Source organism: Porifericola rhodea (assembly GCF_030506305.1).
In the GTDB taxonomy this organism is placed as follows: domain Bacteria; phylum Bacteroidota; class Bacteroidia; order Cytophagales; family Cyclobacteriaceae; genus Catalinimonas; species Catalinimonas rhodea.
Genome location: NZ_CP119421.1, coordinates 3,345,262 through 3,359,440 on the forward strand (window position 1 = coordinate 3,345,262; position 14,179 = coordinate 3,359,440).

11 protein-coding genes and 2 tRNA genes are annotated in these 14,179 nt (G+C 41.6%); 10 read left to right on the top strand and 3 right to left on the bottom strand.

Going from position 1 to position 14,179, the window contains the following annotated elements; genetic code table 11:
* Positions 1-103: 103 nt before the first annotated feature.
* Positions 104-610 (top strand): lactoylglutathione lyase family protein, encoded by a 507-nt coding sequence (locus tag PZB74_RS13700; RefSeq protein WP_302236930.1) that lies wholly within the window; start codon positions 104-106, stop codon positions 608-610.
* A gap of 53 nt (positions 611-663) precedes the next feature.
* On the opposite strand, the gene PZB74_RS13705 is transcribed toward PZB74_RS13700, so the two are convergent.
* Together PZB74_RS13705 and PZB74_RS13710 are read right to left on the bottom strand one after the other, a co-directional pair.
* A tRNA-Leu gene (locus PZB74_RS13705) sits at positions 664-747 on the bottom strand.
* Between the two features lie 76 nt (positions 748-823).
* Positions 824-896, bottom strand: a tRNA-Gly gene (locus PZB74_RS13710).
* 231 nt (positions 897-1,127) lie between these two features.
* On the opposite strand from PZB74_RS13710, the gene dcd reads away from it, so the two are divergent.
* The 4 genes from dcd to PZB74_RS13730 all read left to right on the top strand — a co-directional run bounded on the left by dcd (position 1,128) and on the right by PZB74_RS13730 (position 5,529).
* Complete coding sequence (gene dcd / locus PZB74_RS13715; protein ID WP_302236933.1) at positions 1,128-1,649, top strand: dCTP deaminase; 522 nt, start codon at positions 1,128-1,130, stop codon at positions 1,647-1,649.
* 62 nt (positions 1,650-1,711) lie between these two features.
* The gene (locus PZB74_RS13720) at positions 1,712-2,437 is read left to right on the top strand and encodes a ribonuclease H-like domain-containing protein (protein ID WP_302236935.1); all 726 of its coding nucleotides are present in this window, start codon (positions 1,712-1,714) and stop codon (positions 2,435-2,437) included.
* Between the two features lie 363 nt (positions 2,438-2,800).
* Positions 2,801-4,963, top strand: a complete 2,163-nt coding sequence (gene rnr / locus PZB74_RS13725; protein WP_302236937.1) for a ribonuclease R — start codon at positions 2,801-2,803, stop codon at positions 4,961-4,963.
* A 35-nt stretch (positions 4,964-4,998) separates the two neighbouring features.
* Positions 4,999-5,529, top strand: coding sequence for a DUF421 domain-containing protein (locus PZB74_RS13730; protein ID WP_302236940.1), 531 nt, complete (start codon positions 4,999-5,001; stop codon positions 5,527-5,529).
* Positions 5,530-5,541: 12 nt separating this feature from the next.
* Here PZB74_RS13730 and PZB74_RS13735 read toward each other — a convergent pair whose 3' ends face one another.
* Positions 5,542-7,560, bottom strand: a complete 2,019-nt coding sequence (locus PZB74_RS13735; RefSeq protein WP_302236942.1) for a sensor histidine kinase — start codon at positions 7,558-7,560, stop codon at positions 5,542-5,544.
* A 373-nt stretch (positions 7,561-7,933) separates the two neighbouring features.
* Between PZB74_RS13735 and PZB74_RS13740 the strand changes: the two genes are divergently transcribed.
* The 5 genes from PZB74_RS13740 to PZB74_RS13760 all read left to right on the top strand — a co-directional run bounded on the left by PZB74_RS13740 (position 7,934) and on the right by PZB74_RS13760 (position 14,150).
* Positions 7,934-8,917, top strand: a complete 984-nt coding sequence (locus tag PZB74_RS13740; protein WP_302236944.1) for a polyprenyl synthetase family protein — start codon at positions 7,934-7,936, stop codon at positions 8,915-8,917.
* Between the two features lie 19 nt (positions 8,918-8,936).
* Positions 8,937-9,563, top strand: coding sequence for a rhomboid family intramembrane serine protease (locus PZB74_RS13745; RefSeq protein WP_302236945.1), 627 nt, complete (start codon positions 8,937-8,939; stop codon positions 9,561-9,563).
* Between the two features lie 79 nt (positions 9,564-9,642).
* Positions 9,643-9,918: a sll1863 family stress response protein gene (locus PZB74_RS13750; RefSeq protein WP_302236947.1), complete on the top strand. Its 276-nt coding sequence runs from the start codon at positions 9,643-9,645 to the stop codon at positions 9,916-9,918.
* A gap of 57 nt (positions 9,919-9,975) precedes the next feature.
* The gene (locus PZB74_RS13755; RefSeq protein WP_302236949.1) at positions 9,976-13,059 is read left to right on the top strand and encodes a hypothetical protein; all 3,084 of its coding nucleotides are present in this window, start codon (positions 9,976-9,978) and stop codon (positions 13,057-13,059) included.
* Complete coding sequence (locus PZB74_RS13760) at positions 13,059-14,150, top strand: mechanosensitive ion channel family protein (RefSeq protein WP_302236950.1); 1,092 nt, start codon at positions 13,059-13,061, stop codon at positions 14,148-14,150. Before PZB74_RS13755 ends, PZB74_RS13760 begins: the two co-directional genes overlap by 1 nt.
* Positions 14,151-14,179 lie beyond the last annotated feature (29 nt).

The following is a 14,179-nucleotide window of genomic DNA, read 5'->3' on the forward strand; positions in this document are numbered from 1 at the left end:
AAGTGCGGAATGGATCAATTTCAACAATTAGATTAACCTCTGTCGGAAAGTTGCGTTGAGCTAACTATCGTTAGCGAATTCGTAAATATAAATAATTACTATTATGCCGACAGTAGAAAACTATCCACGTTCATTTTCACATATTGGCCTTACTGTTCCAGACATACAGGCAGCTGTAGACTTCTACTCTGAAGTGATGGGTTGGTATACAATTATGGAACCCAGTGAAGTAAAAGAAGAAAAAGAGACCCCGGTAGGGCAGATGTGTATTGATGTTTTTGGTGAAGGTTGGGGAGCATTCCAGATCGCTCACATGTCAACTTCTGACGGAGTTGGAATAGAGCTTTTTTCTTTTCCCTCTAAAATGGAAGCCAAAGGAGATTTTAACCCTTTTCAGACAGGGCTTTTTCATTTCTGCGTACAGGATCCGGATATTGATGGCCTCATTAAAAAGATAGTAGACCGGGGAGGTAAGCAACGTATGCCCGTACGTGAATACTACCCGGGAGAAAAGCCATACAAAATGTGCTATGTAGAAGACCCATTCGGAATTGTCTTTGAGATTTATACGCATAGCTATGAGCTCACATATTCTTCCGGGGCGTATTAGAAACCGACAGAACATAAAAAAAAGCCTGAAAGAAACTTCTTTCAGGCTTTGAGTACCAGGAGCGGGACTTGAACCCGCACGACCTAATGGTCACAAGATTTTAAGTCTTGCGTGTCTACCAATTCCACCATCCCGGCATGAGTATTAAACTCAAATTGCTTAGAACAGCAAAGCGACTCACCTATTATGCGTTCTGGGAGTCGCTTTTGTTTGAGCGAAAGACGGGGTTCGAACCCGCGACCTCAACCTTGGCAAGGTTGCGCTCTACCAGCTGAGCTACTTTCGCTTATTGCTTGTTTCCGAATGGGAGTACAAAGATAAATACGGGTTTTGAAAATACAATAGCTATCCCAAAAAAAAGACGATTTTTTTTTACTGTACTACATTGTCATCTCCAATGATGCTTTACTTTTATTATTTATCTACTTTTGAAAAACATTCAGCATCAGAAGCTAGCATAGGCCTTAGTGCTGATTATTAATATATTTATCAGAAAACTACTGAACAAAAAAATTACATGATCCTTTCCGGTAAAAGTATAGAATCAAAACTGGGCAAAGACATCATTATTGACCCTTATCGTAAAGAGCAACTTAATCCTAACAGCTACAACCTGCGACTACACGAAGACCTGCTGGTATACGATAGTAATGAGCTGGATATGAAATTGGAAAATACTGCCACTAAAATTACTATACCTGAAGAAGGACTTTTGCTGGAGAAAGACAAGCTTTACCTGGGGCGTACCCTGGAGTTTACCGAAACACACAATTGTGTGCCCATGCTGGAAGGTCGTTCCTCTATTGGTAGGTTAGGCCTGTTCGTACATATTACAGCTGGCTTTGGAGACGTTGGATTTTCCGGCTTCTGGACTTTGGAAATGTTTTGCGTGCAGCCCATCCGCATATATGCTGGTGTTGAAATTTGTCAGATTTTTTATCATACTATAGAAGGAGAATACGAGGCCTATCATAGCAAAAAGTATCAACATAATACTGGTATTCAACCCAGTATGCTGTTTAAAGATTTTGAGAAGTAGACAGCTGCTACAAACCTTTTGCTGGCTTGTGTATTTATACCTTATCAAATAACCGATTTGACATGACACAAGACCTAAACTTAAACAATCTGCTTTTTGTAGATATTGAGACAGTATCTGCTAAGCCTGACTTTAACGAGCTTGATGAGGTGCTAAAAGAGGAGTGGAGCAGAAAAGCTTCTAACCTCAAAAACCGCGAAGAGCTTAGCGTAGAAGAAATGTACTTTAGCCGTGCAGGTATCTATGCAGAGTATGGCAAGGTGGTCGTAATTTCAGTTGGCATCTTCCATACTCTGGAAAATGATGAAACGGAATTACGGATCAAATGCATTTCTGGTGATAATGAAAGCGAGATTCTGCAAAACTTTAAGGAGACGGTACTTAAATTTGATCAGGCAAAGCTTAGGTTGTGTGCGCATAATGGTAAAGAATTTGACATTCCTTTCCTTTGCCGTCGTATGCTGATTAATGGTATAGAGCTGCCCCCTTCTATGAATATAGCCGGCAAAAAGTCGTGGGAAATTCCCCACCTGGATACTATGGAAATGTGGAAGTTTGGAGACTATAAAAGCTATACGACCCTGGAACTGCTTGCCGTTTTGTTTAGTGTTAATGCAGTAAACGAAGAAGCCATTAAAGCCAGTGATATCAATCGTATTTATTATGAGGAGCAGGACATTAATAAAATCGCTCGCTTCTGTAAAAGGAATGTATCTATGCTAGCCCAGGTCTTTCTTCACCTTCAATCTTTAGAGCCAATTAAGCAGGAAAATATTAATGTGGTTTAGCCCACTCTCTACCTCATTTAACTTACCCTAATCCTAAATCTGAACTTTAGCCTGATTAAAGAGGTTTATCCATTAATTACAACTATTTTACATCCATCCTCAATTATTTTAGTCTTCCTCTCCCGTTAAGAATAATTACTTCAATACTACGCAGCTGATGTTGAATATCTCATCAGAAAAAAGCCTTTTGTAGCTCATGTTTACACTTTTTGCAACATAGCAGAGTGCCATGAGTTATACTTGCAGGCAAAATGTGAGGAGTAATACAACATTTCAATAATACACAAAGTGTATGGCTGAGCTACAGATTTTTATAAATTCGCTCACCTAATCACTAAAACAAAGATTTTTTAATTATACATAATGCCAAAAAAAAGAAATAATCAAAAGACCCGTTCGCGGTCAAAAAAACAGCAATTCAGTAAAGAGCAGCTGGCATTTCAGGCGCTAAGCCTACTAGATGCTAACCTCACCAAGGCTTATTCGCCTCGCCAGATCGCTCGTAGACTTAACATCAACGATAAAGCTTCCAAAAATGCTCTTCCTAATATCTTATATAAACTGGAAGAAGAGGGTAAGGTCAAAAAAATTCTTAACGGTAAGTACCAGACAACTGCTGAGCCCAAAATTTTGCTGGGTAAGGTTGATTTTGTAAACCCTCGTTTTGCCTTTATCATTTGCGAAGAGTTAGAGCAAGATATAAAGGTAGATGCCGACTACCTGCAAAACGCTCTGGATGGTGATATCGTTAAGGTGCTTTCCTTTGGCCCGGGTACCAGCGAGAAGCGTCCAGAAGGAGAGGTGATAGAAATTGTAGAGCGCACCAAGCAGGAGTTTGTAGGTAGAGTAGAAATGTCTAATCGCTTTGCTTTTGTAGTACCCGATAGCCGTAAAATGCATCACGATATTTTTGTGCGCCTGGACGAACTTAAGGGCGCCAAAAACAACGATAAGGTAATAGTAAAACTAAACCAATGGCCTACCGAAGATAAAAGCCCGGTGGGTACGGTTGTAAAAGTACTGGGGCCTGCTGGCGAAAACAATGCAGAAATACACTCTATTATGGCGGAGTTTGATCTGCCATTTGAGTTTCCGCACGATGTAGAAGAAGAAACTAGCAAAATTAAATTTAAGCTTACCCAGAAAGAGCTGGCAAAGCGCCGTGACTTTCGGGAAGTCACTACCTTTACTATAGACCCAGTAGACGCTAAAGACTTTGACGACGCGCTATCTATTCAAAAGCTGGAAGACGATGTATGGGAGATTGGTGTACACATTGCTGACGTAACTCATTATTTGCAGGAAGATACTGCTCTGGAGCGAGAAGCGCAGGATCGTGCTACTTCAGTTTATCTGGTAGATAGAGTTATACCTATGTTGCCAGAAAAACTGTCAAACGATTTATGCTCGCTACGTCCAAATGAGGACCGTCTCACCTTTTCAGCGGTATTTAAAATGGATAAGAATGCCAAAGTAAAAGATGTATGGCTAGGGCGTACAGTAATCCACTCCGACCGCAGATTTGCTTACGAAGACGCGCAGGAGAGAATAGAAAGCGGAAAAGGAGACTATGCGGAAGAGGTAGTTTTGCTAAATAACCTGGCTAAAAAACTTAGAAATGAACGCTTTGCCAAAGGTGCCGTAAACTTTGAGACTACCGAAGTGCGCTTTAAGCTGGATGATGCCGGTAACCCACTGGAGGTAGTGCCCAAAATCCGTAAAGATGCGCATAAGATGATAGAAGAGTTTATGCTGCTCGCCAATAAAAAAGTAGCTGAATTTGTTTACCACTATAAGAAGCGCAAAGAGAAAAATACTTTCGTATACCGTGTACACGACTACCCTGACATTACTAAAATTCAGGAGTTTTCTGAGTTTGCGCAGCGCTTTGGTTACAAACTGCATACTTCTGATGATGCTATTTCAGCCTCTCTTAATGAGCTTATGGCGGCGGTAGAAGGTAAACCGGAACAGGACATTTTGCAGCAACTGGCTATTCGTACTATGGCCAAGGCAAAATATACCACCGAAGCTAAAGGTCACTTTGGGTTGGCGTTTGAACATTATGCGCACTTTACTTCGCCTATTCGCCGCTACCCGGATGTAATGGTGCACCGTTTATTACAAAAATACCTGGATGGGGTAGAGATAGACGAAAGAGAGCAGTACGAGAAAAAGGCAGAGCACTCTTCGGAGCGAGAAAAAAGAGCTGCCGATGCAGAAAGAGCATCTATTAAATATAAGCAGGTACAATACATGCAGCAGTTTGGGACAGATCGGGTATTTGAGGGTATTGTTTCTGGTGTAACCGAATGGGGTGTGTTTGTGGAAATGATAGAAACCCACTGCGAAGGTATGGTGCGTATGGCAGAAATGGATGACGATTATTACGAGTACGATGCTAAAAACTTCAGAATTATTGGGCAACGTCGTAAGCGCATTATCGCTTTAGGTGATAAACTAAAAGTAAGAGTTATCAAAACGGATATGGATCGCCGTACCATAGACCTTGAATTTGTAAAATAGAACAAGACTTTGCTGAGCGTTCAAATATGGTTTCCATGAATATTCCCGACTTATTTTGGGATGGGAGCGGCCCCATCTTACGAATTATTATAGTAGGCTCATTAACTTACTTTGGTATTGTACTCTTGCTCAGGTCTACGGGCAAGAGAACATTAACCAATATGAGTGCTTTTGACTTTATAGTGACGCTCGCTATAGGTTCAACTTTTGGGCGGGTGCTCACTGCCAAAGATGTTACTATCTCCGAAGGGTTAACGGCCTTCTTACTCCTCATAATGCTTCAGTATCTGGTAACTTCTCTGGGTACACGCTTTAAATTATTCTCCAAACTTGTTTCTTCTTCACCTACACTACTTTATTATCAGGGAGAATATCTGAAGAAAAATATGAAAAAAGAGCGCGTAAGTGAGAAAGACCTTTTAAGCGCTGTTAGGAGAAGTCAGCTTAATAGTTTAGATGAAGTGGAGGCCATTATTATGGAAAGTGAAGGCTCTGTTTCAGTCATCAAAAAAACACTGAACCAAAGTCCTACCACCCTATCATACAAACATATCTTAGATGAATGAACAAGTTCGCCTTTAATGGATATTGTTAAGTGAGCCGTTTCGTTTGTTATTAGGTATATGAATGATGAATGTGCTCCCCTCGCCAGGCTGAGATTTTAACTTAAGTTCTCCTTTCAGTTTCTGAACGGACTCCTGCACGATAAATAAGCCTAGCCCGGTTCCTTTAGCATGGTTACTGGCCCGATAAAACATATCAAAAATCTTTTTATGATGCTTTTCATCAATTCCTAAGCCATTGTCCTTAACTGTAATCTGGGCTTCATTTTCATAGGTTACTATTTGAACTTCAATAAAAGGAAAAGGCTCTCGAGGATTGTAGTAGCGAAAAGCATTAGAAACCAGATTGTTCAGTACTATGTTGATACGATTTTTATCACTGTAAAACTCATGCTCCTGGTTTATGCTTAAGCGCTTGTCCATAAGCTCATAATTGTCAAGGTGCTGGTATAGCGAAAATACTTCTTCCGTCAGGGCCTGAAAATCTACAGGTTCACTGGCTACATCCAGGCGTGTATTGCGCGAATAATTGAGAATATCCTGTATAAAATTGTCCAGCTTGTTCAGAGATTGTTCCTGTAGGTCCAGATACTGCCTGAAACGCTCCGGATTTTCTTCCATCTTCAACACTTCAATAAGGCCAAGGGTAGAAGTTAGTGGGGCTCTGAGGTCATGCGAGGTGCGGTACACAAATACATCCAGCTCTTTATTAAGTTGTATCAACTCCGTATTCTGCTTTTGTATCGTATCATTCTGTATGGTCAGAACTTCATTGGCACGCTTAAGGTTGTAAATAGCTTGAGATACGCGCAGAGAAAGTATCAATGACTGGCAAAGGATAAAAATTAATAAACCGATAGAAATAATAAAGCCAGTAGATATAATATCGTTGGCATATAGCAAATCATTAATAAATGTAAAAAAGAATATGAGGAGGCCAAATATAAAAATTCTATAGCCGGGGATATTATGATGGTAGTTCCTCATGAGTTGATAAATCATCATAAGGCTTATAATAATTGTTACTAGCTGATATGGAACAACTGTATAGGAGAAGGACAGGGAGTTGCTTACGAGTACAAAAAGAGAGAAAAGAAAGCCAATTATTGCACTCAGCATTACCAGCAGTCTGGGAATTAGTTTTGGGAAAAGAAGGTAGAGAAAATAAGTAAAGAGTGGGACAAATATGTAGAAGCTCAATAGTTCTAGCCTTAGCATCCACACCCAATCTGTAGGAAACAAAAATCTGATGATAGACTGTCCTGTACTAATTATACGGATAAAAATTACAAATGAAGCAAGTCCAAAAATAAGATGAGCTATATCTTCTTTTCTTAAGAAATAATATCCCAGGTGATAAAGTGCCATAATAAAAATGCTGCCTGCCAAAAAAAAATCCAAGCCTACTTCAAGTAACCACTTCCTGCGTACATCGGTAAACTTTCCCAAAACGAGAGGTGTCCAGGCCCCCCCCCTACGGAAATGAAAATTTGATACCTGCAGGTAGAGGTTGAGCTCTTCTTTTCCTTTGCTTTGTACCCTCACAAAATCTGGTGCGTACTCCGGACGAGAGCTTACTGCTGTAGTACCCACCTGGCCAGCCTGGTAAATCAGGGAGTCTTCCTGAAAGAGAGCCATGGCAGTGGATGAGGTATTAAGCATCAGGGCTAGCTCTTGAATGTCTTTGGGAAGCAATATACGCAGATGGTAAGTAGCAAAGCCCAGCCCCTTAAGTTGCTGTCCATGATAGACATAGCCATTCCAACTAGAGGGCAGGCTGATAAAATACTCGTTAGAAGAGATTTTCTCTGTTTTATCTGAAGCGTGTACCAATTGATTCCAGTAAAACGCCCACTCCCCGTTGAGCTTTACCGTGCCCTGCATTTCAAAGTTCCACGATCTTAAATCTAATATTCCCTGCTTTGCACCAGGCGGCTGAGAGTCAAAAGGCTGACATGCTTGTAATGAGTAGAAGACTAAAAAAAGTAGAAAAAAAAACGATGATCTCTTCCTTTGTATGAAAGATATACTCATGTACAATACGTAAAATAAAATAAGTAAAAAGTCGGAATGTTAGACCCGTATTATAAGAAGCTTAGGTTAATGATTACTAAGTGTATCCCAATTTAATAAAAAAGTTAGGCAATTTTATACTTAAGTAGCTGTTATTGCTAGTAATTGCCTTGGCAAATAAGGATAAATGACCTAGGTGCTTTGTTGCTCATACTTGGTTAGCAGTACTTAATTGGTTGTTTTTGTTAATACTTTTATACAGTTTTACGCACCTTTTGCCTGCTTTGAGGGTAACTTTAAGTCACTCGAATACCGGCAGAGGGGTTTTAATTGTTTACATAATTCTACGCTTAAATCTTTAGCTCTTTTTGCCAGTCCGGCAGTTATACACTATATGAACGCTCAGGTAAAGGAAAACATCCAGAAAATAAATCAACGCTTAGAAGCGTATGAGTTTGGCCATGAACCCACCGCTCTTTACGAGCCCATCCGCTATATTTTAAGCCTGGGAGGCAAAAGGCTCCGTCCTCTGCTAACCTTACTGGCTTATCAGCTATACCACGAAGGTGAAATTGATGATGACGTATTGCTTCCGGCTCTTTCTATAGAAGTCTTCCATAATTTTACGCTTATGCATGACGACATTATGGACAAAGCCCCGCTGAGGAGAGGAAAGCCAAGTGTACACGAAAAATGGAATGCTAATGTAGCTATCCTTTCTGGAGATGTAATGCTGGTCAAAGCGTATGACTTACTGTTGGGTGTAGCACCAGAGAAGCTAACCCATGTGCTGCGCGCCTTTAATCATTGTGCCGCGGAAGTATGCGAAGGCCAGCAGTGGGATATGAACTTTGAAAGCCGCACCCAGGTATCAGAAGAGGAGTACCTGCAAATGATTCGTCTTAAAACTGCTGTACTCTTAGGTTTGAGCCTGCAACTGGGAGGAATGCTGGCAGGTGCTTCGGAGCAGGATTGCGGTTTGCTCTATGAGTTTGGTGTCAATATAGGAACAAGCTTTCAGCTCAAAGATGACCTCTTGGATGTGTATGCAGACCAGGCAAAATTTGGTAAGCAGGTAGGTGGTGATATTATTGTAAACAAAAAAACCTTTCTGCTGATCACTGCTTTGGAGAGTGCCAATGCTGCTCAGAAAGCAGAATTAGAGGAGTGGATATCCAGACAGGAATTTGACAAAGAAGAAAAAGTTGCGGCAGTAAAGGCTATTTATGATGCGTTGAATATCAGGCAGCTTACAGAACGAAAAATGAATGAATATTTTGACCTGGGATTACAAAAGCTGCAACAAATCAGTGTAAATCCCGATAAAAGAGAAAACCTGCGACAATTTGCTGAGCAGCTTATGGCTCGCGAAAAATAATATTTGGTAGATAAATTATATGGATTCAGTTACAATAATACTTATAGCCGTTTCGGTAGCCGCCAGTTTCTACGCATGGAACAAACCTGAAGTGATGTACAAATGGATTTTTAACCCTTACTCTGTGTATACCAAAAAAGAGTATTGGCGTTTTATTACCTCCGGTTTCATTCATCAGGACTATATGCACCTCTTTTTTAACATGTTTACGCTCTATTTTTTTGGTAGCGTCATAGAGCAGTATTATACCTATCTGTTTGGTGATACTACTGGCATCATCATGTATGTGGGCATGTTTCTGGTAGCCATAGTGGTGTCTGATATTGCTACTTATATCAAGCATAGAAATGATCCTTCTTACAACTCTCTGGGCGCCTCAGGTGGTGTAGCAGCTGTAGTCTTTAGCTCAATTATGTTTGACCCTACCGGCAAGATATACATCTTTGCGCTTCTGCCAGTACCGGGCTTCATACTGGGAGCTTTGTTTCTATTATACTCTTACCAACGCTCCAAACAAATACGTGATCGTATCAACCATGATGCTCACCTTTACGGCGCTCTTTTCGGCTTATTATTTACAATTATTATTGAACCCAACGTAATCGGGCACTTCATTAGAGAAGTCTCAAACTTTAGCTTGTTTTAAGAAAGAGACAGACAGCGCTGCATAGCTTGTATTCAAATTAGTTTTTGCTAAATTAAGCCAATAACTAAAGGAAAAAGCTATGTCAGATTCACATAAAACCGAAGGTCAGGCCAAAGAGCGTCTGCAGGAAATCTACGCTAAAATTAAAGAGTTTGAGCAAAGAGCTAAGGATCTGAGGGCAGAGCTGGACGAAGAGCTAGAGGACTTAAAAGATAAAGACAGTAAGCTGTATCGTTCCTACGAAGATATTAAATACTCAAGCGCTGCTGCTTTTCATGATATACGCCAGGGCTTTGCAAAAGCTGCGGACACCCTGCACGAAGCTATCAAAAGAGCTACTTATCATTTCAAATGAAGAATATAGTATCCAGAGAAAAATCTTTTCTACAGGCATGTTGCTGTAACCTCATCTATGAGTAATAAAGCTACTGACGTTCAGGATAGTGCCCGCTCTCTGATACAGGACTCCGTCCTTCCTGTACTGAAGCAAAGTATCCGTTACCAGACAGAGTTTGCAGATGAGCTGTTATCGGCATTTCACGAGTTTGCCCAGACCTATACCCATGCCAGAGAAGAAGAAAACGCGTCTGTCTTTTTTGATGCCCTCTCAGACTATGCCGTAAAAAACTACCAGCTGATAGAGCATCGCTATAAGGATAATCGTCCACGGAGATTCCACGAAATACTGGAAGAGTATAGCCAGGTAAAAAAATCGTTTCTGGAATCGTTACCCGTAGTTTACGAAGAGGTACAGTTGGAGCAGCGTTTTGAAACTCAGCCTGCTGACGCTTGGAAGATTCGCTTTATCAAACAGTGGAAACGCTGGTTCCGTAGATGGAAAAATCTACCCAACCGCATCGCTAACTTTTTCAGAAAACTGTTTCGCCGGGAGCCTAAGCCGCTCCAGCCCTGGAAGTATAAAATACCTCTTAGAAACCTTTCTGAACACTATTATCTGGAGGAGTATGCCGAAGGGCTAATTCCGGTATTTGAGAAAATCTACCGCGAGCTGGCTATCACCTCACAGCAAGCCTGGCAACTGTGCGATCGTATGCTATCTAACTTACACCTGAGCTTGCAAGAACAGACCTACGAAGACAAGGGCTGGATGAGTGCCTTGCCTTCGCTGGATACTGAAGGTTTTGAAAAACAGGTGGCAAATATCAAGGCAGAACTGCATGAGCTGGAAACAGAAATACTGGAAGACCAGGAGCAGTTGCTAGAGAAAATACATCAGCGCTTTCAGCACGATTATGAGCGTGCGGGTACCGCCGAGCTACCCTCAAGCCGTTTTAGTAATCGTAAACTACAAGCAAAGCAACAACATACCGAAAAAGCTTATCTCAACTTTGGGCAGGGCTGGCGTAATACCCTTTTTGCCCTGTACGAAGACTGGCGGATAGATGCCGAATTTAGTGTGCTAAGTCACGAATTGTTGTTTCAGCACTTTAAAGTGAGAGATGAGGCTCATCATAAAATCAGGCAAGCTGTACTTCCACAGATAAATACTGCCATGAGCGTGATACAAAACGCTCTGGAAGCTATAGAAAAATCGTCGGAAGAAGATATGGAGAGCACATTGAATGATCAGAAGCAGTATATAGATCTGCAACTGATACGGACAATATTGCCTGCAACCATAGCTCTTCTGTATCGCCAGGCATTACCTGCCCTGATGGAAAATGTACGACTAAAAGCTAAAGATAAGGTAGAGCAACTTCCAGAAAGAAGAGGCCTGGTTAAGACTAATGAGTACAATAGGGGCATCAAAAGCTCAGAGATTGACTTTGTTTCACCACGACAGATAGTGAGCTTTGAGTCGCTGCCCAACCTTAAAAATAAAATTGATGAGTCTGAAGAAAAAGTTAGCCAGGAACTGGCCGCTTTACAAAAGCAGATTAACGAAGTAGGGCAGGTATCATACTTTAACCTTGACTCCGCTCTCTCAGTTTTTGAAGGAGAGCAAGAGAGTAAGGCAAAGGCTCAGAGCATTGCCAGGGAGGGGCTCCAGCGTGCATTAAAAGGGGTGGAGAGCATTACCGAAAATCTTGACCACACTTTTCATCATCTGGATAAAGATGTGCGAGCAGCGGTGCAGGCCTTTATACAGGAACTTACTGAGCTTAAAAGCAACGACTATGCCCTGGAGCTAAAGCTTAGGGTTGCCCGTGCCAAAGCCTTAGAACAAACTCGTATGCTGCAACAGCAGGCTCTGGACTATGCGAGAAACGCAGTTCCCTATACGTTACGATATATCCGCAAAAACTATGGCAGAGCCCAGCGGCAGGTAAAAGATTACCGTAAGCAGATGGGTATCTCAGAAGAGGTAGAGGTAAGCACCGAAATATCTGACTTTCTGACCGAAACAGAAAAGTCCATTCAGCAGCTACCCTATGTATATCAGCGATTGTTTAGTATCCGCCCTTTGGAAGAGCCCGTTTTTTATGAAGAGCGGGGAGCCGAAACTAAAATGATACAGGACGCTTTCCAGAACTGGAGTAAAGGTCGTTTCGCCAGCACTGCTATCATAGGAGAGAAGGGTAGTGGTATTACCACGCTTCTCAATTTTTTTCTAAAACAGAGTAACCAGCGCAATATCAGACGCTGCGAAGTGATCAGGGCTAATACCTTCCGCCAGATTCATAGTGAAGAAGACTTGCTCAGCTATTTTAGCGGCTTTTTTCCTGATCAGAATTTCATGAGTATGGAAGATGTAGCGTACTATCTGACCAGCCGAACGCAGCCTCTTATTCTGATCTTTGAAAATCTGGAGCACTTTTACCTTCGCAATGTGGGTGGATTTAAGTGCCTTAAAGTCTTATTTGAACTCATCTCTAAAACCAATAAACAGGTTTTCTGGCTTTGTAGCTGTACGCTATATGCCTGGAACTACCTGGACAAAACGGTTCATATATCCGACTACTTTGAGTATGAGGTACAGCTACAGGCTTTTCAAAACCAGCAGTTGAGAGAGGTAATCCTTAAAAGACACAGGGTGAGCGGTTACGCTCTGGTGTATGAGGCTGCCCGGGAAGATCGTTTTCGTAAAAAATTTGCCAAGATGAGCAAAGACGAACAACAGCTATATCTGGAGAGAGAATACTTTAACGACCTTAACAAAATTACCAGCGGTAACTTTAGTATAGCTCAGTTGTTCTGGCTACGCTCTGCGCGCAGAGTAACCGAAGACACCATATATATAGGCTCGCTAAAAGATTATGACTTCTCCTTTGTCAAATCTATATCTCTGCAACATCTGCTCACCTTTCATCTGCTAGTACTGCACGATGGCCTTACCGAAGAGCAGTTTCGCAGACTTACAGAATATCAGATTGAGGCTAAACCTGAAGCCAAGCAGATTGGCAAAAATAGCCTTAGCCTGATACAATTAATGGACGATGGATTTATCACTAAAAAAGAGGAAGTGTATATTATCAACCCTTTGCTTTACCGTCAGGTAGTGAATTTGTTGAAAGCTAAAAATTTTCTGCACTGATGCCGCACATACTTTTCATCTGGCTACTGCTGGCAGCGCACCCCTTTCAGCTGCTACTACAAGACACGGTAGATATGAGGCTACCGCTGCCCAGTCGGCAGATTGTAAGCCTTGCTCAGGACTCCCTACAGCAAAATATGAAGGATAGTGTGCCTAGCGGTACCTCTGCTATAGATAGTGTAGGTAGTCTGCCTGTACAGATCAGGACTAATACCATCGTTATTCAGGCAGATACCATCTTGGGTAGAGAGAGGCCACTGATAGATTTGGACAAGGAGGAGGAAAGTGGAGGAGAAGAGGAGTCTACCCCTGAAGCTCTAAGGAAAATTTCTTTAGGAAAAATATTCTGGAGCTTCATCATCTTTGGCTTAGGCTATTTTATGATCCGTTTTGCTACCCAGCTTTTAGAGTTGTTTTCAGAACGGAGCACAAACTACCGTATCACTATCAAAGGGCTGATTCCAGTAATCAGAATTTTAGGCTGGGTAGTCGTCATTTTTATAATTATTACCGGGGTAATCAGGCCAGAGATAGAGGCAGTACTTGCCTTAACAGCTTCGGTAGGTGTAGCTGTAGGTTTTGCCTCACAGGATGTACTGAAGAACATCTTTGGGGGAGTAGTTATTCTGTTGGATACTCCTTTTAAAGTGGGAGATAAAATAGAAATTGGCTCTTTTTATGGCGAAGTGGTAGAGATTGGACTACGCTCCACGCGTATTGTTACTCCAGACGATTCTCTGGTGTCTATACCTAACGGAGAGCTGATGAATCAGTCTGTGTCCAACAGCAATGCCGGTGCGCTGGATTGCCAGGTGGTAGCCGAAATATTTTTGCCGTTGGATGTTGATACCGAGCGGGTTAGAAAAATCGCAACGGAGTCTGCCCAGACCTCCAAATACGTTTATCTTAACAAACCCATCGCTGTGCTGTTTTTTAATGAGGTAAAGGAAAGAAGGTCTTACCTCAAAATGCGTCTAAAAGCCTATGTCATGGATATTCGGTATGAGTTTGCTTTTAAAAGCGAGCTAACAGAAATTGTGATTCGTGAACTTCTCAAAGAAAATATCATCAGTCGTGATGACTTCAAATAGTGCGTTAGGCCTCTTTAATGCCAGCTTGT